Here is a 20,385-nt window from a genome sequence, read left to right as displayed (position 1 = left end):
GTAAATAATACTATGGAAGTATCAGAATAACGTTAATACTTCAGGCTGATCAGCATGTATGCCACCCGATACGGAGAATCAAAAAGGTGTGGCTCCGGAGAACCACACCTTTGTTGAATTCTGCGACGATTATAGGCTCGCCAATTGATTCTTGAGTTTGGCGGCCGTCTCCTGGAAGGCAGCCAGCTTCTGGCGTTCCTTTTCCACCACGGCGGCGGGGGCGCGCTGGCCAAAGGAACTCGAGAGCAGGGTCTCCAGGCGTTCGATCTGCGCCTGGGTATCCGCGAGTTCTTTCTGCAGGCGGGCGCGTTCGTTTTCCACATCCACCAGGCCGGCCAGCGGCAGGAAGATTTCGATGCCGGAGATGACCAGCGAAACCTGTCCCTGGGGTTTTTCGGGCAGGGACTGGACCAGAGTCAGGTTGTCGGGGTCCAACGCGGCCAGCGCGGTCAGCGTGCGCGCCTGGGATTGAAAGATGGACAACCGATCGCCGCACACGATGGTGGCCGGGATGCGTTTGCCGGGGGTGACCTTCTTTTCGGCGCGCAGGTTGCGGATGGCGCGCACGGTATCCTGGATGAGCGTAAAGTCAGCCACTTTGGCCGCTTCCCAGCCTTCGGCGGCCTGCGCCTCCGGCCATCTGGCGATGATCAGCGCGTCCTCCCAACCGTCCTTGGGCGCGAACAGCTCCGAGCGTTCCTGGGCGGCGCGCTTGAGATGACCCCATAGTTCTTCGGTGACGTAGGGTGTGAAGGGATGCAGCAGGCGCAGGCAGGTATCCAGCACACGCACCAGCGTCTGGGCGGTATAGAAGGCGCGGTCGCCGCCTTCGGCGAGCTGCTGCTTGGCGATTTCCAGATACCAGTCGGCAAACTCGCCCCAGAAGAACTCATAGATCTGGCGGCCGGCCTCACCGTACTGGTTGCCGTCGAAGAGTCGTTCCACATCCGCGATCAGGGTCTGCAAACGCGCCCAAATCCACGAATCCGGCAGAGTCCAATCCGGCTTGCCCTGCGGCGTGGCGGGCGCGGCTTCGAGCGAGCCGATGATAAAGCGCCCGGCGTTCCAGATCTTGTTGGCAAAGTTGCGGTTGGCCTCCACCTTTTTCAGGCTGAGGTTCATGTCGTTGCCCGGGGTGGAGCCCACCAGCAGGGTGAAGCGCAGCGCATCGGTGCCCATCTCGTCCATGACGCCCAGCGGATCGATTACATTACCCTTGGTTTTGCTCATCTTCTGGCCGTGTTCGTCGCGGATCAGGCCGTGCAGGTAGACGGTGTGGAAGGGAATCTTACCGGTGAATTCCAAACCGTCCATGATCATGCGCGCCACCCAGAAGAAGATGATGTCGTAACCGGTTTCGAGCACCGAGGTCGGATAGAAGTACTTGTAATCGGGCGTTTCATCCGGCCAGCCCAGCGTGGAGAAAGGCCACAACCCGGAGGAGAACCAGGTATCCAGCACGTCCTCTTCCTGACGGATGTGTTTGCTACCGCAATGGGCGCATTGGGTGGGGTCTTCGCGCACCACGGTCATCTTGCCGCAATCGTCGCAGTACCACACCGGGATGCGGTGACCCCACCAAAGCTGGCGGCTGATGCACCAATCCTGGATGTTCTCCAGCCAGTTGAAATACACCTTCGTGAAGCGGTCGGGCACGATCTTGATCTCGCCATTCCGCACCACTTTGAGCGCCGCCTCGGCCAGGGGTTTAATGGTCACGAACCACTGATCCGAGATCATGGGCTCGACGATTTCACCGCCGCGCTGCGAGCGCGGCACGTTGAGCGTATAGGGCTCTTCTTTGATCACCAGCCCGGCGGCTTTCATGTCTGCCCAAAGCTTCTTGCGGCACTCGAAACGATCCATGCCGGCATACGGACCGCCGTTGGCGTTGATGTGGGCTTCCTTATCCAGGATGCTGATCATCTCCAGGTTGTAGCGCTGGCCGATCTGGTAGTCATTCGGGTCGTGGGCCGGGGTGATCTTGAGGGCCCCAGTACCGAATTCACGGTCGACGTAATCATCCGCGATGACGGGAACCGCGCGGTTGAGCAGCGGCACCAGCACCTTGCGGCCGACATAGCGCTTGTAACGCTCATCTTCGGGGTGCACGGCCACAGCCGTATCGCCAAGGATGGTTTCGGGACGGGTGGTAGCCACCGGGATATACTCATCCGGGTTGTCGGCCAGCACGTACTTGAAGTAGTACAGAAAACCGGGTTCCTGCGAGTATTCCACCTCGAGATCCGAAACCGCTGTGCGCAGGCCGGGCGACCAGTTGATCATGCGCGTGCCGCGATAGATGAGGCCCTTTTCATAGAGACGCACGAAGGCTTCACGCACGGCCCGGGAAAGCCCGGCGTCCAGTGTAAAGCGCTCACGCGTCCAGTCGCAGGAAGCCCCCAGGCGGCGGATCTGGCCGGTGATGATGCTGCCGTACTTTTCCTTCCATTCCCAGGTGCGGCGCTCGAATTCCTTTCGACCGAGCTGGTCGCGGGTCTTGCCTTCTTTGGCCAGCATCTTTTCCACCTGAAGTTGGGTGGCGATCCCGGCGTGGTCGGTGCCGGGCAACCACAGGGTGGGCTCGCCCTTCATGCGGTGGTAGCGAACCATCAGGTCTTCCATGGAGACGAACATGGCGTGCCCCAGGTGAAGCTCACCGGTCACGTTGGCGGGCGGGATGGTAATGACGAAGGGTTTTTTGGAAGGATCGAAGCCGGGTTTGTTCGGGTCGTTGGCAGGTTGGAAGAATCCACTTTCCTCCCACCACTTGTAGAGGCGTTGCTCCGTACTCTTAAAATCATAGGCTTTGGGTAGATCGTAACTCATGGCTCCTCCGCTTGCAGGAAAATCAACAATGGCTCGACTTGCTTAAAACAAAACGCCCTTCCATCCATTCGAGGACGAAAGGGACGCCTTCCGCGGTACCACCTCATTTCGCCAGCCAGGCTGGCGCACTCTGCCTGGACCATCATCCAAGTCTCGCGCTAACGGGCTCACCCGTGCCGTTCTAATTTCCCGAAAGGGATTTCTTCGGCAGTGCCGCCAAACGACTTCAGCTCCGCGTCCCCGGGGAGGCTCTCAACCGCGACCTCCGTCTCTGTCAGGGAAAAAGGGATGCTTACTCCTTTTGGCCATTCCACATTCAATTGGTAGCGTGATTATAGCCACATTGAAAACGCCTGTCAACGGGTCAATTCGATCTTTATGCCTTCTTTGGGCCTGTCAAGGAATCGAATATCCGATTATGATGGATGAATACCAGTAAAGGAACCGGGACGAGCAGGATGAATAATATTCCAAAATGGCTGGATTGGGCGCAAAAACTATCCGCGCTTTCGCAAAGCGGGTTGGCCTTTTCGAAAAATCCATTCGAAATCGAGCGCTACCGGGAGATTCGCCGGATCGCCGAACAAATGATGGCCGAATACAGCGGTGAACCGGTGGATATGATCCAAAACCTGCTGGATCAGCAAAAGGGTTACGCCACGCCCAAGCTGGATGTGCGCGGCGTGGTGTTCAGGGACAATAAAATCTTAATGGTCAAAGAGCTGGCCGATGGCGGCTGGACGCTGCCGGGCGGGTTCATCGATGTCGGCGAACCGCCCAGCCGCGCGGTGGAACGCGAAGTGTGGGAGGAATCGGGATACCTGGTGAAAGCCGTAAAATTGCTGGCGGTTTACGACCGCAACCAGCACGGCCATACACCCTACATCTTCCACCTGTATAAATTATTCATCCGCTGCGAATGGTTGGGCGGGCAGCCGACCGACAGCATCGAAACGACCGGGGCGGACTTCTTCGCCGAAGACAGCCATCCCCCGCTGTCGATTGCGCGCTTCACCGAGGAAGAACTGCACCGCATGTTCGAGCACCTTCACCAACCCGACCTGCCGACCGATTTCGATTGAGTTGCACGGACAGCTCTTTACCGGTAAACTTACCCCATGCGAAATCCCTGTTTTTATCCTTCCCGTATGCGCGTCTGGCAGATTGTGAGCCTTTTTCTGCTGATATCCCTGTCTGCCTGCCAGGTGATCGGGCTCGACGCGCCGTCGGCCGCCACCGCGACGCCGGTGTCCACCCGCACTCCCAAACCCCTGCCGACTGCCACTGCTACGCTGCCGCCTGACCTGCGGGTAAGCAACTCTGATCTAAAAGGACTTCAAATCCGTTTCTTGCATCCCTGGATCGGTGATACGGCCGAAACAATCGATCTGCTGGTCGATACATTCAATCGCAGCAACGAATGGGGTTTCAAGGTCAAGGCGCAGAGCGCCGGCGGGACAGGCGCGCTCTACCAACAGATGGAAAGCATGGACGTCGGCGATCTGCCCAACCTGGTCGCCGCGCCGAATGAATACCTCCTTTCCTGGCACCAATCAAATCCAGAAATGCTGGCCGATTTGACCTCATATGTTCAGCATTCCGAGTGGGGACTGACCGGGGAGCAAATTTCGGATTTTTTACCCGCCTTCTGGCAGCAGGATGTTTCGGGGGATGTCCGTCTGGGAGTGCCGCTACTGCGTGATGCAAACCTGCTGTTCTACAACCTGACCTGGGCGGCTGAATTGGGATATCACCAGCCGCCGACCACGCCGGACGAGTTCCGCGCCCAGGCCTGCGCGGCCGCGGTTGCCAACCGTAGCGACCGGACTATCTCCAATGACGGCACCGGCGGTTGGATCGTCGAGACCGGCAGCGGGACGCTGTGGAGCTGGCTGCGCAGTTTTGGCGCGACTCCTTATATTCCCGAAACGGCTTCCTATCAATTTTCTACAACACAGTCCGAAGCGGCGTTTTCATTCCTGCGAACGCTGGTGGATGATGACTGCGCCTGGAAGAGCCGCCTAGCCACGCCATATGATTACTTCGCCAATCGGCAGGCGCTTTTTTACAGCGGCATGCTGGAAGATACCTTGATTCAGGCGCACACCATGGATCGCCTGAAAATCGAGGATCAATGGACAGTGATTCCATATCCTTCGACGGACGGTTCACCCGTGGTGGTTGCCGGTGGGCCTTCTCTGGCAGTGATTCACACGACGCCCGAGGAACAGCTCGCCGCGTGGTTGTTTGCGCGCTGGCTGCTGGCGCCCGAGCATCTGGCCGAACTGACCGAATCTGCGAGCGGCCTGCCGGTGACCCAATCGGCAATCAATGATCTGCAGGTCTTCGGTGGGCAGCGGCCCCAATGGCGGGCCGGCCTGACCTACCGCGAGCAGGTCCAGACCCCACCGGCGAACGCAGGCTGGCGCAGCGTGCGATCCCTGTTGGAGGATGCCGGTTACCAGGCCCTGCTGCCTTCGGTCAAGCTGGAGCAGATCCCGGACGTGCTCAGGATGCTGGACGGAATGATCCCGGAGGTGGAAGGGACGCCGCCAGCCAGCTAATCTGAGGGTAAATCGTTGCCCGACGCTCTGGATATCGGAGGGGAATGGCCGGCTTTCTGAATCAGGCTGGCCTGGGCAACCGCCAGAAGATTTCATCGCGGCGGATGGAAACGCAGTAAAAGCCGGCTTTTTCCAGAACTCTACTGGAGGCCGGATTCGTTTTGAGCACCGCGGCGTAAATGCCCGTACAGCGCGGATCGGTGAAGGCCCAGGCCGATAGACCGAGGACGGCTTCGGTCATGTAGTTTCGATTCTGGCAGGCTGGATCGATTCCGTAACCAATTTCCACGTCAGACGGCCCGGCCGGAATACCTTTGAAGCCGATCAAACCGGCGCCTAAACGGGTCTCACGCACCCAGATCATCCAGTAGGTAAACCACGCGTAATCGGCAATGGCTGCGGTTTCCATCTTTTTCAATTTCGAATGGATCGCGTGCTGGACCCTGGGCGTCAGGACGTCCCGCGCAATGGCAAAGCCGAGCGCTTTTTCGAGTCCTTCTGGATTCTCCACCAATCGCTTCAGGTGGGAAGTTTGTAAACCATAGAGCGCCAGACGCGGGGTGGATATTTCTACCAAAAAAGGTTCGCCGGTGCCAGGCATGTGATTAGGTTGATTGAAAATGCGCGGAAGAGCTGATCTTCATCTTATCGAGCAGGATTTCAGGCGGGTCGGTCTTGCACACGATCTCATCCGCGCCGGCCTGAAGCGCCATCCGGCATTCTTCCGGTTGGCTGCTGAGCGCCACGATGCGCATTTGCGGGCAAATCTCACGTAATTTCTTAATCATGCTGGTCGGGCGATCCGGGTCCGGGTTCCAACGATCCGCGCAGATACCGGGAAGTTCCCAATCCAACAATAAAATGTCCGGGCAAGATTTTTTCAGGCAAACCGCTAATTCAAACAGGTCAGAGGCTTCCCCCTGAACCTCCCATGCGTCCGCTTGTTGCTCCAACAGCAACCGCAAAGCCGAACGTATTTCGCTCCGATGATCCGCTAAAACAACATGCAATTCCTGCTCCTTCTGGCTTGCTTTCGCAAAAGTTAACGACAATTAACAATAAAAGTCTTTGTGTATGAATTATCCATCAATAAGGATCGCGCGTATACCCCCGCCAGTTGTAATTTGATACTGGACGGCCGATCAGCTTTACACTGCCCAAAAGGCCAGTCAGCCCGTTCGGGGCTGCCAGTGGAGGAAAATGTGTGTGCCCTTGCCAGGGCCGCTGTCGATAATCAGGCTTGCGTCGATGCTTTCGGCGCGCTCACGCATGATGCCCAGGCCCAGATGGTTGGTGACGTTTACGGTCGGGTTAAAACCACGTCCGTTATCACTGATTTCGAGCAGCATGCGCTGGCCGGTCTTTTCGATGGCAATGTTCACCTGGCTGGCCATGGAATGTTTGCCAATATTATTCAAGGCTTCCTGAGCGATGCGATAGACCGCCAGCTTCACATCCGGGGGTAGATCGATCGTTCCGTTAATGTGCAGATCGGTCTGGATGCGGCTGCGTCCGATGAAAGCGTCGGTCAAATGGTGAAGCAGGTCGGGCAGGCTGGCATCGGCCAACGCGGAGGGCCGTAATTCGAGCAGCAGGGTTCGCATTTCAGCCAGGGCGCCACGGGTAAGTTGGCGGACTTCCTCCAGACGGCGTTTGCCTTCTTCGGGGTTGCGTTCCCAGATACGCGGCAGCACATCCGCGATCAAGGTGGCCGAGAATAGCGTTTGCGTCACCGCGTCATGCAGATCTCGCGCCAGACGATTGCGTTCCGCGGCTACCGCGGCCTGTTCCTGGGTCGTGCGCAGGTGAGTATTTTCGATGGCCAGTGAAAGCTGGTCCGCCAGCGTCATGGACAGGCGGATATCTTCTTCCGAGAATTCGTGCGCATTTTGGTAATAGATCGTCATCCAGCCGTAGATACTGCCCTGGACGAATAAAGGAACTTTCAACTGGCTTTTGAAATATTTCGTTTCCGCCTCGATGCCGGTGTGCTGCAGATCGTCCAATGCATTCTTGGCGCTCAGGAAAGGCGCCATTGCTTCGGCGATATCCGGAATCACGACTGGTTCGCGCTTGATGAGGCGCAGGTCGTTCTCGCTGTAATAGAACGGTGTGACCCGTATTTTATCGAATTCCCGGGGCAGATTGTTGCTGGCGACCGTCGTGGTGATATTGTTGGCAATATCGGCTCGACAGACCATGGTGGCGTCGGCATTGAGCAGATCGCGCGCCTGAGCTGCGATGAAATCCAGCACCTGTTCAATGGGCTGATTGGAGTTCAGAACCGCCAGGATGTCACGCAACGCCGAGAAAATGACGATGCGTCGTTCGGCTTCGCGCCGCGCGGCGTGTTCCTGCTGGTAGAGGCGCGCATTTTCCAGGCCGATGGCCGCGTTGGTGGCCAGCAGGGCCAGCACCGATTCGTCTTCAGGCGTGTAATTCGTTCCGACTTTATCGGTTACGCCCAATACTCCGATGGATTGGTGCTCGAAGATGAGCGGCGCGACCAAATAGGAATTCACGCCAACGTCGTGGACCGCGCGGGGATCGGTTGGAACATCCTGGGCATAAACGATCTTTTGACTGCGAAAGGCCTCGCCGGACAGGCTGGCCTGGATGGGCAACCGGTGACCGATCGGGGAAATATTCTCTTCCGGCCCGGAGATGACGGCCAACTCCAGAAATTCATCCTTGGGTAAAAAGACCAGGCTGTTTTTCGAGGCGGTCAAGCGGCGGGCTTCATCGGCGATCCGCTGCAGCAGGTCGAGCGGATCCAGATGCCCGGCGATATCCTGCTGAATGGTCAACAAAGCCGCCAGGCGATTGGAGTGTTCGGCAATCAAACGGTTGATCGCTTGCCCGGAGGTTGGAAAGTCACTCGAATAGGTAGACGAAGGCGTCGAACTCAAAATGACACCGATTTGAGCACGGACCGTGGAATAAAAATGAGTATACCGCAATTTTTACTCAATAAAACCCTTGACAAATTGATAGATAGTTCCATTTTTAGATACACATTTTTTGATAGATTTGGTACAATAAAATGCGTGAGAGAAAACCGCTAAGAAATACTCATTCGGGCACACGGAGAGTCGTGTGCGGTTTTCGCTTTCTTTTTGGCTCATTGACTGCCCACTGATGAGAATTTCGCCTGCCGAGGATGTGCCACCTCCTTTTGCCGGCTGGTTACCGGCCGATTTCTTTTCCGATGGGTAGACCTGTTCCCGCCTTGCAGGGCAAATGGAGTTTTCTGCATGAACATCTACGTTGGCAATCTATCGTACCAGGCGAGCGAAGACGAACTTCGGCAGGCATTCGAAGCTTTCGGCGAAGTAGTCTCTGTCTCCATCATCAAAGATAAGTTGACCGGGCAGTCTCGTGGTTTTGCGTTCGTTGAGATGGGGTCGGACGATGCTGGCCGCGCCGCGATCACCGGCATGAATGGCAAAGATTTCCACGGCCGCGCTCTGACCGTAAATGAAGCTCGCCCGCGCGAAGAACGCCGTCCCGGCGGCGATCGGGGTGGCTTTGGCGGCGGATACCGTTCTGGTAGCGGCGGCGGCGGATACGGCAATGATCGCCGCGGCGGAACGGGCGGCGGACGCCGGACCTGGTAATTGCTGAGCAGTCAAATGATCAATATTCACCCGGAAAGATCCTTTCCGGGTGAATATTTTTAATTCACAGGGTCTTCGTAACAACTTCATAAGATCTTCACAAGGTTTTTGTATTCTTCAAACATCGACAAATAAAACGATTCGATAGGAGAAAAATATGGGTAAGATATTCGTCGGTGTTTTGATCGGAGTGGTTTTGGTAGGCGCTGTTTTGGGCGTCTATGGGTTGGTCAATGCTCAGGCGCCAGCGACGCCTCTCCAGCAAGGGCAGCAACCGGGTTATGGGATGATGGGCGGCGGACGCGGCACCAGCCGGATGGGTTTGGCAAACGATGGCCAGCCGGGACCGATGCATGATCTGATGATTGCGGCCTGGGCAGACAAGCTCGGGTTGAGCGTCGACGTGATCGACCAGCGCCTGGATGCCGGCGAGACGATGTACGATATTGCGGTATCGCAGGGCCTGACGGCGGATGAATTCCAGGCCGCGCGGGTGGAAATTCACAATACCGTTTTGGATGAAGCCGTCAGCCAGGGATTGATCACCCAGGAGCAGGCGGATTGGATGAAATCCCGGGGTGGAGCCATGGGCGCCGGTAACTGCCTGGGCGGGGGCGGACACGGCCGGTGGGAAAGCGTCCCACAAACCAATCCTTGATCCACGATCATTGAATTCCAAAAACGGGCAGCGACAGGCTGCCCGTTTTCGTTGATCCAAAATGTATAGAGTTATGCTAAACTAATTAAATCATCATTCAGCCTATGAGGGGAGGCTTGTAATGAACCAACGAATTAAGGATGGGATCGCAGCACTTAAGGCAGGCGAGAAGACGCGAGCGCAACAATTGTTCGTGGCCGCCTTGCAGGAAAACAACGACGATTTACAGGCATGGTTGTGGCTTTCGGGCGCGGTCGATGCGGATACGGACCGCCTGGAATGTCTGGAGCAGGTTCTGCGCATCGACCCAACCCATGAACTGGCAGCCAAAGGAGTCGCGAAATTGAAGGCCAAAGGCGTCCATTTGCCCGAGCCTCCAGCCTCCGAGCCGATTGCCGCAAGCGAAGAGACTGCCCAGTCTGCTCCGCAGATGGAACCCCTCGAATGGGAAACTTTCGAGGACGCTCCGTCGACTTTTACCGTTGAGTCGTACACAACTGAAGTAGAAACCGGGGCCGCTGAACCGGCAGAAATCCAGACCCTTTCCGGACTGGAACAGGCGCAGGAAGGCGAGCCCAGAGAGAAGACCCAACCGCTGAATCTCGAAGAGGAAAGGCAGGCCGCGCGTCCGCTGGAAAAAATCGTCCTGAAAACCAAGCCTTCTGTTATCCCGGTCTTACTGGTGGGCATTCTCATCGCGGCAGCGGCGGTGGCATTGGTGAGCATTTTATTCCCGTGGGTGGATCGTATCAGTGCCATGGACCCGATCGTGCTGTTCATGTCGATGCTGGTGGTTCTGGCGCTCCTGATCGGCGCAATTGCCGTGCGCATCTTGCAGCATTTATTCACAAGGTATATTCTTACCACCCGCCGGTTGATCATCGAAGACAGCCTGGTCTCACGCGCGCAAAAAAGTATCGCGTTGAATAAGATCCAGGGCATCAGTTACCGGCAGAATATGCTGGAGCGGATCTTCGGACTGGGGACGGTTATGCTGGCGGCCAATGGCGAAAACGGTCCAATTTACCTGCATGATTTGAAGGATTATCTCGACCTGGCCGAACGCATCGAAGCTGTCATTGCCACGCATCCGAAGGAATAATCAAACGCCGCCGGCGGGAGGATGATGACCACACTATACCAGAGTCGATACCGCCGAATCTTGTGGTTTTTTGCCCGCGTGTTGTTGAACGTGGGATTTTGGGACGTTTTTCTACCCTGGCTGCGCCTGCCCGGACCTGGAAGGCGCAGCCAAAAAGCGCGCTACCGCGGCATCGCGGTTCGTTTTCGCGTGCTGGCGGTCGACCTCGGCGGTGTGATGATTAAAGTGGGCCAGTTCCTATCCGCGCGGCTGGACGTCCTGCCGCGCGAGATCACGGATGAGCTGAGCGGTTTGCAGGACGAGGTTAAAGCCGAGGCGTTTGCCGACATCCGGACCGTCGCAGAAAGTGAGCTGGGCAAACCGCTGTCGGAATTATTTACCCTGTTCGAAGAGGAACCCGTCGCTTCGGCTTCAATCGGGCAGGTGCACCGCGCTCGTTTGCACCTGTCGGAGGATGAAGCCGAGACCGACCGGCCGGTGGTCGTAAAGGTCCAGCGCCCCAATATTCCTCAGATCGTCGAGACCGATCTGGCCGCGCTGCGTGTAGTCGGTGGATGGGTGGAACATTTTCGCTTTATTCGCAAACACGTCGATGTCCCGGCACTGCTGGTTGAATTCAGTCGATCGCTCTACGAAGAGATCGATTATCTGCACGAGGGACAGAACGCCGAGCGGTTTGCCGGGAATTTTGCGGGTTACGCGGGCGTCTACGTTCCGCGGGTGTACTGGGAAACCACCACCAAACGCGTGTTAACCCTGGAGGACGTCCAGGCGATCAAGATTACCGATTACGAGCGTATCGATGCGGCCGGAATCGACCGGGGTGAGGTGGCGCAGCGCCTGTTTCAGACTTACATGAAGCAGATCTATGACGACCATTTCTTCCATGCCGATCCGCACCCCGGAAATTTGTTCGTTCACCCGCAGGCCGTTCGGGAAGGGCAGACCCGACCCGAGTGGCTGCTGGTGTTCGTCGATTTTGGCATGACCGGCGAGGTCACGCCCGGGCAGATGAAAGGCCTGCGTGAACTGTTGATCGCCGTCGGCACGCGGGACGCAGCCCGAATTGTGAAAGCCTATCAAATGTTGGGGGTATTACTGCCGGGCGCGGACATCGAACTGCTCCAGCGGGCGGGCAGCCGGGTGTTCGATCGCTTTTGGGGCATGACTGCGCCCGAGATCACCAATTTATCCAAGGATGAATTGTTCGCTTTTTTGCACGAATTCGAAAGCCTGATTTATGAAATGCCCTTTCAGGTTCCAGAAAATATCGTCCTGCTGGTGCGCTGCCTGAGTATCCTTTCGGGTTTGTGCACCGGCCTCGACCAGGACTTCAATGCCTGGACCAGCGTCGGCCCCTTCGCGCAAAAGCTGGTGGCCGAGGAAGGCGGCAGCCGTTTGCAGACCTGGCTGGCCGAGTTGGGTGTGTTCGCGCAGGCTCTGTTTTCACTGCCGCAAAAAATGGAGCGTCTGGCGGCGCGTATGGAACAGGGTAACCTGGAAGTACGCGTGCCAGAGGTGAAACGGGGAATCGACCGTTTGAATCAAAACATAAACCGGCTGTCCGGGGCGGTAATTTTTGCCGCGTTATTATTGAGCGCCGTGCAATTCTATGCAGCCGGTGACCTGACGCTGGCAGGTCTGTTTGCCAGCCTGGCGGCGTTGACGTTGGTGTGGGTCATCTGGCCGCGATAGGGTCCATCAGGCGGTCTTTTCGTGTTTTTCGGTCAACTCGATGGCTGTATCGATCAGGCTGCGCAGGCCGAGCAGCATCTCTTTGCGCATCTTGCGCCGATTTTCCAGGAAAGCTGGCGGCATCCAGGCCTCCGCGCTTTTCCGAAAAGCTTCTCGAGCTGTCTTGAAGTGTTCACGCGCTTCCTGCAAATTGGGATCGTCCCAGTGGGTTTTCTTGTCCTCTGCCATACCAGTACCTCCAGTCAATATCACCCCGGGAAAAAGAAGGATCAAGATTCTTTACGGTTACCGTTCAATCTGTGGCATACCTGTGAACTCATGCGACTCCATTATAGGGATATCGAAAGCCGCGAGTCAAGCAGGCAACCCGTTGACTCGCGGCTGAATCGATTACGTAGAAAGAATTCTATGGGGCGAACAGATCCACGATCAGCGGGCGAATGGCATCCCAATTGGGCATCAGGATGTCAGCGCCTTCGTCCGTGATGGTGGGGGTGACGTAGTCGCGGTCGAGGACATGTGAATCGATCGTGTTGGTCAGCGCGGCGCGCAGCACGGCGAAGCCCAGACGCGGCCAGTCATAAATGGGCAGATTGGTCTGTACGGCATGGCTCAGACCCGCCAACAACTTCGGCCAGCGGTACCAGTTTACCGGGTTGGCCATCTTGAGCGCCGCGGCGCGAATCACCATTTGGCCGTGCTTCATGCGGTGGAAATCGTCGCTGGTGTAGCGTTCGCGCGCGAAGGCCAGCGCCTGACCCGCATCCAGATGATGTTTGCCGGCGGTCAGGCCGCCTTCATCATGCTCCAGTTCGACATCCACGCCGCCGACTGCGTCCACCATCTCGACGAATCCATCGAAATTGATGGAGATATAGCGTGAAACGTGGACCCCGAAATTGGCTTCGATGGTATTCATGGCGGCCTGGGGGCCACTGCCGGGCTGTTGGGCCTCGGCAAAGAAATGCGCCGTGTTGATGCGCTGTTCGCCATAACCGGGGATGGTCACCCAGAGGTCGCGCGGGATGGATAACATGACCACATTGGGCGCGAGCGGGACGACGCTCATCAGGATGATGGTGTCACTGCGGCCAATATTGACGCCTTCGGTGCGGTCGGTGCCCAGCACCAGTAAATTGGTTCGCAGCGGCGCCAGGAAGTAGATCAACACGAGCGCCACCAGCCACCAGCCCCATTTGCGGCGTTTGGGCGGCAGAGGCTGGATGGTCACCGGGATGGGTTGATAATACGATAAGGGATCCGTTTTTTGGGCGGTTGGTGCCGGTACAGTGTTGCCTGTCGGCGGTCTTTGAACGGGTTGTGACATGCAAATTACCAGGCTTGCCGATAAAGCCGGCAAGCGCCTCCAGTTTCGACTTATTTATGGATCATCAGCCCACGGCGTTGAATTTTTACCAGGCCGCCGCGGTTGATCTTAACGCAGCCCTGCAAATCCAGGTACTCCAGGTTGCGCAGATTGCGTAATTTTACCAAACCCAGGTTGGTGATGCGGTTGCAGTAACTCAGATTCAGGTGCAACAGGTGCCTGAAGGGTTTCAGCTCATCCATTCCGCTATCGGTGAGACTGCATGAACTCAGATTGAGTTCGGTGAGGTGCGGCAGCGCCTTGAGGTGGCGGATGCCTTCATTGGTTACATTGCGGCATTCGGCAAGGTTGAGCGAGATGATCTCAGGCGCCTTGTTCAAATCCGAAATCAGTTGAATCAGGGTCTCATCGTACAGGTTGCGGGCGCGGACTGAAAATTCGAGTCCGGCCGGCAGGTGGATGATGCCGGGGCCTGCATCCAGTTCCTGCCAATCGCTGCCCGCCGCCGATCCTGCGGGGCGCTGGTAAACCTGGACGGGAATTTGCGTTTCGAAAGTGCGGTCTTCAAGCGAAGTTTCGTCTGTATTCACGCGGCCAATTATATCATTGACCGGGAATGCATGCGTTTCAGTAATGTTTTCAAGCGCGTCCGGACCGCTTGATCGATTGGGCGCTGATCGTAGAAGGCGCTGAAGATGATCACGCCGCCAACCAGAACCAGCAGCGCCCCGGGTAGGCCGGTGATATTCAAGCCAAGCAGAAGCAGAGCCGAATTATTCAGATGTCATCAAGATACTCCACGGCCGTGATGCAATTTCCTGCATCACGGTCGTTATCGGGTCGAGTCGATGGCTGATTGCCATCGAGTTTAATGCTTGTTCGTTCGGATCTTCAAGATTGCGTAAGCCGGGCAGAAACCGATCAATCCGGTGAGCAGCGGCAAAAAAGCCAGATAGCGAAAAACGATGCCCAGCGCGCCCGGAAGGATGTTTGCCCAACCCAGAACCAGCATGATGACGCCCAGGATGACGCGAATGATACGATCGATATTGGATTCGTTAATATAGGACATTTTCTACTCCAGATCTTCAATTTCGAATTCTACAATTTAGATGCTAAAACTAAAAATAAGTTACATAAGACGCGTGATTTATATATTTCCGAAACGGAATATAATGATGCCGAAATAGTCATATTAAAGTGTGACAAATATCACAAGCGCGGCAAAAGCGCTTGAAAACAACCCCGATACTTGCTATGATAATCATGTAATAAACGGAAATAATAATTTCCGAAACGGTAATTAATTATAGACAAGAATGAGGCTGTGATGGCTCGAACCCCCGCACCTTTTGATGAATTGGATTACCAGATCCTGCTGGCCTTGCGCGAGAACGCGCGCCAGCCCGCCGCTGACATTGCCAGACTCACCGGCGCCAATGAACGAACCGTACGCAATCGGATCGACCGCATGGCGGAATCCGGCGCGATCCGGCTGACATCGATCGTCGATCCGCACGCGTTCGGGTATGTCAACACGGTCGATATCTTTCTGGAAGTGGATCCGGAACAGGAACAGGCCGCCATCGATAACCTTTTGAACCGTCAGGAAATCACCTATCTGGCGTTGGGCCAGGGGACAAAGGAAGTTTCCATCGAAGGACGGTTCAAGGATATTGCAGAAATGCGCGAATTCCTGGGGCGGGTGCTGCCGGCCGTGCCGGGCGTGCACGTCACGGGTTATGCGCTGGTCCCGAGGATCATCCGCAACATCGATTCGTGGCTGCCAAAAGCAGACGATTTCGCCCATCTCGATAACGAAAATTAAGGCATTTCATCGCATAACCGCGATTTGCACAACCTTTTTAGTGGAGAAAAAATGAACTACCGGAATTTCATTGATACTCAGGATTTCAGCAAAGAAGAATTGTTGGAACTGATCGAATTGACCCGCATGATCAAAGCGGCCGATAAGCAGGGTTGTACGCCCAAGTTGCTGCAGGACGCCACCCTGGCGATGATTTTTGAAGAGCCTTCCACCCGCACGCGGGTCTCCTTTGAGACCGCCATGACCGAATTGGGCGGACACGCGCTGTACCTCAAGCCGGGTGAGATTCACCTGGGCGTCCGCGAATCGCTGGGCGACACGGCCAAGGTGCTCTCGCGCATGTGCGATGTGATCATGGCGCGCACCCTCAAGCATGAAACCATTACCGGACTGGCTGCCCAGGCCACGGTCCCGGTCATCAACGGCCTGACCGACTACAACCATCCCACGCAGGTGGTTTGCGATGTGATCACCATGCTGGAGCACATGCCGGCCGGAAAGAAGATGGAAGACCTGAACGTCACCTTCATCGGCGATGCGACCAACGTGCTGTCCTCCCTGATGCTGATCTGCACCCGCCTGGGCATCAACTTCACCCACGCCGCGCCGAAGAAATATCAGGCCCCGGCCGAATGGGTGAGCTGGGCGGAAGCCAACTGCAAAGTGTCCGGCGCAAAGCTGACCATCACCGAAGACCCGGTCGCGGCAGTCCGAAATGCGGATTTCATCTACACCGATCTGTGGTGGTGGGTCGGGCAGGAAGACCAGATTCCCGAACGGCGGGCGGCCTTCATGCCGACGTATCAGGTCCGCATGGAACTGCTCAAGAAAGCGCCGGCCCATTGCAAGGTGATGCACTGCCTGCCGGCCTCCCGCGGCGTCGAAGCGACCGACGAGGTGCTGGATTCGGCGCAATCGATCATCTTCGACCAGGCTGAAAATCGTCTGCATACTGAAAAAGGCATTCTGGTGTGGTTGGTCTACCCGTTGTTGAAGCGGCCGAGCGAAGAACTCAAGGCATTTCACGCCGGGCGAATCCAGAATTTCCTCGACGGCAGGCTTTAATCCAAATTCATTCATCGCCTGACGGATTTCCACGCCAGGCGGTGAAATTTTCTTCCTTCGTTTGTGAGAGCACAGGAGAATACTTATGACAACACAAGCAGTAGAAACCAAGAAAGGTGGCGGCTTCAAGAAGGCGTTCCGTTTGCTGGATATGACCCTCTTTACTGTGGCCGCCATTCTGGTTATCGATACGCTGGCCCCCTCCGCGGCCATCGGACCGTCTTCGATCTCATGGTGGATCATCACCCTGGTGTTGTTCTTCATCCCATACGGCCTGATCACAGCCGAATTAGGCACCACCTATCCCGAGCAGGGCGGTCTGTATGTGTGGGTCAAACGCGCATTTGGCGAGCGCTGGGCTGCCCGAACCACCTGGCTCTACTGGATCAACGTGGCCCTGTGGATGCCCTCGGTTTTTGTCATGTTCTCGGGCGTGTTTGCCCAACTGTTTTTCCCGGATATGAGCATGTGGATGCAGATTGCCCTGGCCATCGTGATGACCTGGGTGACCGTCGGTATCGGCATCATGGCTCTGGATACGGGCAAGTGGGTGCCCAACATCGGCGCGTTCATCAAGGTGCTGATCATGATTGTGCTGGGCGTGGGCGGCATCATTTATGCGACCCGGAACGGCGTTGCCAACGATCTGTCCTTCACCAACCTGCTGCCTAACTGGGATGCCGGTCTGGCGTTCCTGCCGGTGATCGTCTACAACTTTATGGGTTTTGAATTGATGTCCGGCGCGGGTGAAGAGATGGAAAATCCGAAACGGGATATTCCGATCGCCATCGTCGTGTCGGGTCTGCTCATTGCCCTGTTCTACATCCTCGGCACCGTTGGCATGCTCATGGCGCTGCCGCTGGAAGACCTTGGCCTGATCTCGGGTATCGTGGATACCCTCAAGATTCTGCTGGGTGAAAGCGGAGTGGGCGGCGTGCTCGTAACCATCCTGGGCATCGGCGCGCTGTATACCTTCCTCTCCAACATGGTCACCTGGACCATGGGCGCCAACCGGACCGCAGCCGAAGCGGCGGTTGAAGGCGAGTTGCCGGCTGTGTTTGGCAAGATGCACCCCGTCAATAAGACCCCAAGCGGCGCCTTCATCATCACGGGCATCGTTTCGACCGTCGTTCTCATCATCTACGCTTTCATGGCCGGTTCCGCTGAAGACCTGTTTTGGACGCTGTTCGCCTTCTCTTCGATGGTATTCCTGCTGCCCTATCTGGCCCTATTCCCGGCTTTCCTCAAGCTGCGCAAGACCGAACCGGATATCGAGCGACCGTATAAGATGCCGGGCGGCAACACCGTTGCCACGATCGTTACCGTGATCTGCATGATCTTCATCATTCAGGCTATCGTCTTCTTCGTCTGGGTTCCGGGTTCGCCCATCGATTGGGCTTACGCCGGCCCGGTGTTGATCGGTGTGGCGCTGACGCTGATCGTCGGCGAGTTTATGATCAACCGCAAGAAAAAAGCTTAATCAGGATCATTCCGGGGGATGAAACTTCATCCCCCGGTTTTTACAGGAGGTATTTCTATGACAGCATTGATCGAGAGTACGCCGCGCAAAGATGGTTTCCATATGCCGGGCGAGTTCGAACGCCACGATGGTTCGTGGATGTTGTGGCCGGAACGCCCCGACAACTGGCGGCTGGGCGCCAAACCCGCCCAGAAGGCTTTCCTAGATGTGGCAACCGCCATCAGTCAGTTCGAACCGCTGACCATGGGCGTTTCCGCCGCCCAGTTCGGCAACGCGCGCAACATGCTGCCTTCCCGGGTTCGCGTGGTCGAAATGAGCAACAACGATTCCTGGATTCGCGATTGCGGCCCGACTTTTGTCAATAACGGTAAAGAGGTGCGCGCCATCGATTGGGAATTCAACGCCTGGGGCGGCCTGGACGGGGGCTTATATTTCCCATGGGACCAGGACGACCTGGTGGCCCGGAAAGTCGCCGACATCGAACGGGTCGACCGTTACAAGGCGCCGATGGTGTTGGAAGGTGGTTCCATTCACGTGGACGGCGAAGGCACGCTGATGGTCACGGAAGAGTGTCTGCTGAACAAGAACCGCAATCCGCAGCTCAGCAAGGCTGAAATCGAAGCCAATCTGCAGGAATATCTGAACGTCCAGAAGATCATCTGGTTGGATAAGGGCGTTTACAACGACGAGACCAACGGCCACGTGGATAACATTTGCTGTTTCATCCGGCCGGGTGTGGTTGCGCTGACCTGGACGGACGATAAGAACGACCCGCAGTACGAGATTTCGAACGATGCCTATGAGCGCCTGATCCATGCCACGGATGCACGCGGCCGCAAGCTGGAAGTTCACAAGATCTACCAGCCCGGGCCGATCTACATCACCGATGCCGAGAGCGGCGGCGTGGATGCCATCGAAGGCACGCTCCCGCGCCAGACGGGCGACCGGCTGGCCGGATCGTATGTCAACTTCTTCATGGTCAATGGAGGCGCCATCGTGCCGGTGTTCAACGATCCGCACGATGCTGCCGCGCTGGAGACCCTGCAGAAATTGATGCCGGAACGCAAGGTGGTGGGTGTGTACGCGCGCGAGATTTTGCTCGGCGGCGGCAACATTCATTGCATCACCCAGCAGCAGCCGGCTGCAAAATCCAAATCGTAAATATTTTTTGATCGAAAAATCCGCCGGGCGTTTGAGCCGGCGGATTTTGTATGTACTGGATCGAGAGTTCAGGCCGTGGTGACGACCGGGTTGAGGAGCACGCCCAGGTTTTCGATCTCGATTTCCACGCGGTCGCCGTTTTGCAGAAAAACCTTGGGGGTGCGGAAGACGCCCACACCATTGGGTGTGCCGGTGGCGATGACATCGCCGGGTTCGAGGGTGAAGGCGTTGGAGAGGAAGGCAACCAGTTCGTCCACCGGGAAGATCATCTCGGAAGTGGAGGAATCTTGCATCGTCATTCCGTTGACGCGGCTGTAGATGTGTAACTTTTGCGGATCAGGGATTTCATCCGCCGTGGTGATGGCGGGGCCGAAGGGGCAGAAAGTATCCAGACTCTTGCCGCGCACCCATTGCTTGTCGCCAAACTGCAGGTCGCGCGCCGAAACATCGTTCAGGGGGGTATACCCAAAAACATACGAGAGCGCTTCAGCGCGTTTGACGTTGCGTGCGCGTTTACCGATGATCACGCCCAACTCGGCTTCCCAATCGACCTGATTGGTCAGCGCGGGATCGTAGTAAATGGGCGCCTCGGGTCCGATGATGGAAGAAGGAAATTTGGCAAACACCAGGGGTTTGGTCGGCACGGCCACATTTTGTTCGCGGCAGTGGTCCATATAGTTCAATCCGATGGCGACGACCTTTTGCGGGTCCGGCACGGGCGCCAGCAGATGAAGGCCTTTCAAGGGCAGCACGGGTTTCTCGATGCGGGCGGCGCTTTGCAGAAGGGCGGCCCCGCCGGCGATCAATTCGCGCATGCTGGCAGGCAGCCCGGCGGCGGTCAGATCGATGACGGCGTCATTTTTCAGCGCGCCAATCCCCCGGCGGCCGGCAATATCATAAGTAACCAGTTTCATGACATAACCTCATGGAAATCCAAAATCAAATGATCCAACTGGGTTAATTTTTTCAAATTTGGCCAAAATGGTCAAGTAACAAAGCTCATTATCGCACCCGAGGATATTCGCGGGAACGATATAAATATTTCTCCATCCGGCTTAT

19 protein-coding genes are annotated in these 20,385 nt (G+C 56.6%); 10 read left to right on the top strand and 9 right to left on the bottom strand.

Going from position 1 to position 20,385, the window contains the following annotated elements:
- Positions 1-129 precede the first annotated feature (129 nt).
- The gene (locus LARV_RS16495; protein WP_075074672.1) at positions 130-2,829 is read right to left on the bottom strand and encodes a valine--tRNA ligase; all 2,700 of its coding nucleotides are present in this window, start codon (positions 2,827-2,829) and stop codon (positions 130-132) included.
- Positions 2,830-3,287: 458 nt separating this feature from the next.
- Here LARV_RS16495 and LARV_RS16490 point away from each other — a divergent pair, with 458 nt between their 5' ends.
- Together LARV_RS16490 and LARV_RS16485 are read left to right on the top strand one after the other, a co-directional pair.
- Entirely contained in the window at positions 3,288-3,911 is a 624-nt protein-coding gene (locus tag LARV_RS16490) for an NUDIX hydrolase (protein WP_075074671.1), read from the top strand.
- Positions 3,912-3,947: 36 nt separating this feature from the next.
- Complete coding sequence (locus tag LARV_RS16485; protein ID WP_075074670.1) at positions 3,948-5,393, top strand: extracellular solute-binding protein; 1,446 nt, start codon at positions 3,948-3,950, stop codon at positions 5,391-5,393.
- Positions 5,394-5,454: 61 nt separating this feature from the next.
- Here LARV_RS16485 and LARV_RS16480 read toward each other — a convergent pair whose 3' ends face one another.
- The 3 genes from LARV_RS16480 to LARV_RS16470 form a co-directional block, all read right to left on the bottom strand.
- Complete coding sequence (locus tag LARV_RS16480) at positions 5,455-5,970, bottom strand: GNAT family N-acetyltransferase (RefSeq protein ID WP_236709996.1); 516 nt, start codon at positions 5,968-5,970, stop codon at positions 5,455-5,457.
- Between the two features lie 28 nt (positions 5,971-5,998).
- Positions 5,999-6,403, bottom strand: coding sequence for a response regulator (locus LARV_RS16475; protein WP_075074668.1), 405 nt, complete (start codon positions 6,401-6,403; stop codon positions 5,999-6,001).
- 159 nt (positions 6,404-6,562) lie between these two features.
- Positions 6,563-8,302, bottom strand: coding sequence for a GAF domain-containing sensor histidine kinase (locus LARV_RS16470; protein ID WP_172797902.1), 1,740 nt, complete (start codon positions 8,300-8,302; stop codon positions 6,563-6,565).
- Between the two features lie 345 nt (positions 8,303-8,647).
- Between LARV_RS16470 and LARV_RS16465 the strand changes: the two genes are divergently transcribed.
- From LARV_RS16465 to LARV_RS16450, 4 genes are all read left to right on the top strand, one after another.
- On the top strand, positions 8,648-9,010 hold the full coding sequence (locus LARV_RS16465) for an RNA recognition motif domain-containing protein (protein WP_075074666.1): 363 nt from the start codon (positions 8,648-8,650) through the stop codon (positions 9,008-9,010).
- A 157-nt stretch (positions 9,011-9,167) separates the two neighbouring features.
- A complete protein-coding gene (locus LARV_RS16460) occupies positions 9,168-9,668 on the top strand; it encodes a hypothetical protein (protein ID WP_075074665.1) in 501 nt (166 codons plus the stop codon).
- 121 nt (positions 9,669-9,789) lie between these two features.
- Positions 9,790-10,770, top strand: a complete 981-nt coding sequence (locus tag LARV_RS16455; RefSeq protein WP_075074664.1) for a PH domain-containing protein — start codon at positions 9,790-9,792, stop codon at positions 10,768-10,770.
- Between the two features lie 24 nt (positions 10,771-10,794).
- Positions 10,795-12,465: an ABC1 kinase family protein gene (locus LARV_RS16450; protein ID WP_075075273.1), complete on the top strand. Its 1,671-nt coding sequence runs from the start codon at positions 10,795-10,797 to the stop codon at positions 12,463-12,465.
- A 6-nt stretch (positions 12,466-12,471) separates the two neighbouring features.
- Here LARV_RS16450 and LARV_RS16445 read toward each other — a convergent pair whose 3' ends face one another.
- From LARV_RS16445 to LARV_RS16430, 4 genes are all read right to left on the bottom strand, one after another.
- Positions 12,472-12,693, bottom strand: coding sequence for a hypothetical protein (locus tag LARV_RS16445; protein ID WP_075074663.1), 222 nt, complete (start codon positions 12,691-12,693; stop codon positions 12,472-12,474).
- Positions 12,694-12,871: 178 nt separating this feature from the next.
- Positions 12,872-13,792, bottom strand: coding sequence for an LCP family protein (locus LARV_RS16440; protein ID WP_075074662.1), 921 nt, complete (start codon positions 13,790-13,792; stop codon positions 12,872-12,874).
- A 50-nt stretch (positions 13,793-13,842) separates the two neighbouring features.
- A complete protein-coding gene (locus LARV_RS16435) occupies positions 13,843-14,382 on the bottom strand; it encodes a leucine-rich repeat domain-containing protein (RefSeq protein ID WP_075074661.1) in 540 nt (179 codons plus the stop codon).
- 278 nt (positions 14,383-14,660) lie between these two features.
- Positions 14,661-14,864, bottom strand: coding sequence for a YgaP family membrane protein (locus LARV_RS16430; RefSeq protein ID WP_075074660.1), 204 nt, complete (start codon positions 14,862-14,864; stop codon positions 14,661-14,663).
- 258 nt (positions 14,865-15,122) lie between these two features.
- On the opposite strand from LARV_RS16430, the gene LARV_RS16425 reads away from it, so the two are divergent.
- The 4 genes from LARV_RS16425 to aguA all read left to right on the top strand — a co-directional run bounded on the left by LARV_RS16425 (position 15,123) and on the right by aguA (position 19,326).
- Positions 15,123-15,620 carry an Lrp/AsnC family transcriptional regulator gene (locus LARV_RS16425; protein ID WP_075074659.1) on the top strand — a complete coding sequence of 166 codons (498 nt, stop codon included), beginning with the start codon at positions 15,123-15,125 and terminating at the stop codon, positions 15,618-15,620.
- A gap of 51 nt (positions 15,621-15,671) precedes the next feature.
- Entirely contained in the window at positions 15,672-16,685 is a 1,014-nt protein-coding gene (ptcA, locus tag LARV_RS16420) for a putrescine carbamoyltransferase (RefSeq protein ID WP_075074658.1), read from the top strand.
- Between the two features lie 85 nt (positions 16,686-16,770).
- Complete coding sequence (locus tag LARV_RS16415) at positions 16,771-18,165, top strand: APC family permease (RefSeq protein ID WP_083522643.1); 1,395 nt, start codon at positions 16,771-16,773, stop codon at positions 18,163-18,165.
- A gap of 57 nt (positions 18,166-18,222) precedes the next feature.
- Complete coding sequence (gene aguA, locus LARV_RS16410; RefSeq protein ID WP_075074657.1) at positions 18,223-19,326, top strand: agmatine deiminase; 1,104 nt, start codon at positions 18,223-18,225, stop codon at positions 19,324-19,326.
- Positions 19,327-19,394: 68 nt separating this feature from the next.
- Here the strand turns inward: aguA and LARV_RS16405 are convergent, their stop codons facing one another.
- The gene (locus LARV_RS16405; protein ID WP_075074656.1) at positions 19,395-20,240 is read right to left on the bottom strand and encodes a fumarylacetoacetate hydrolase family protein; all 846 of its coding nucleotides are present in this window, start codon (positions 20,238-20,240) and stop codon (positions 19,395-19,397) included.
- Between the last annotated feature and the right edge of the window lie 145 nt (positions 20,241-20,385).

This window comes from Longilinea arvoryzae (assembly GCF_001050235.1).
Classification (GTDB): domain Bacteria; phylum Chloroflexota; class Anaerolineae; order Anaerolineales; family Anaerolineaceae; genus Longilinea; species Longilinea arvoryzae.
The sequence above is the reverse complement of the archived record's forward strand: the minus strand, read 5'-3'. Positions and strand labels throughout refer to the sequence as shown.

Bases quoted from the DNA above. Each gene is read 5' to 3' on its own strand.
- LARV_RS16465 (WP_075074666.1), top strand. From the start codon at position 8,648: ATGAACATCTACGTTGGCAATCTATCGTACCAGGCGAGCGAAGACGAA.
- LARV_RS16490 (WP_075074671.1), top strand. From the start codon at position 3,288: ATGAATAATATTCCAAAATGGCTGGATTGGGCGCAAAAACTATCCGCG.
- LARV_RS16495 (WP_075074672.1), bottom strand. From the start codon at position 2,829: ATGAGTTACGATCTACCCAAAGCCTATGATTTTAAGAGTACGGAGCAA.
- LARV_RS16450 (WP_075075273.1), top strand. From the start codon at position 10,795: ATGACCACACTATACCAGAGTCGATACCGCCGAATCTTGTGGTTTTTT.
- LARV_RS16460 (WP_075074665.1), top strand. From the start codon at position 9,168: ATGGGTAAGATATTCGTCGGTGTTTTGATCGGAGTGGTTTTGGTAGGC.
- LARV_RS16425 (WP_075074659.1), top strand. From the start codon at position 15,123: ATGGCTCGAACCCCCGCACCTTTTGATGAATTGGATTACCAGATCCTG.
- ptcA (WP_075074658.1), top strand. From the start codon at position 15,672: ATGAACTACCGGAATTTCATTGATACTCAGGATTTCAGCAAAGAAGAA.
- LARV_RS16485 (WP_075074670.1), top strand. From the start codon at position 3,948: ATGCGAAATCCCTGTTTTTATCCTTCCCGTATGCGCGTCTGGCAGATT.
- LARV_RS16445 (WP_075074663.1), bottom strand. From the start codon at position 12,693: ATGGCAGAGGACAAGAAAACCCACTGGGACGATCCCAATTTGCAGGAA.
- LARV_RS16405 (WP_075074656.1), bottom strand. From the start codon at position 20,240: ATGAAACTGGTTACTTATGATATTGCCGGCCGCCGGGGGATTGGCGCG.
- LARV_RS16430 (WP_075074660.1), bottom strand. From the start codon at position 14,864: ATGTCCTATATTAACGAATCCAATATCGATCGTATCATTCGCGTCATC.
- LARV_RS16440 (WP_075074662.1), bottom strand. From the start codon at position 13,792: ATGTCACAACCCGTTCAAAGACCGCCGACAGGCAACACTGTACCGGCA.
- LARV_RS16455 (WP_075074664.1), top strand. From the start codon at position 9,790: ATGAACCAACGAATTAAGGATGGGATCGCAGCACTTAAGGCAGGCGAG.
- LARV_RS16415 (WP_083522643.1), top strand. From the start codon at position 16,771: ATGACAACACAAGCAGTAGAAACCAAGAAAGGTGGCGGCTTCAAGAAG.
- aguA (WP_075074657.1), top strand. From the start codon at position 18,223: ATGACAGCATTGATCGAGAGTACGCCGCGCAAAGATGGTTTCCATATG.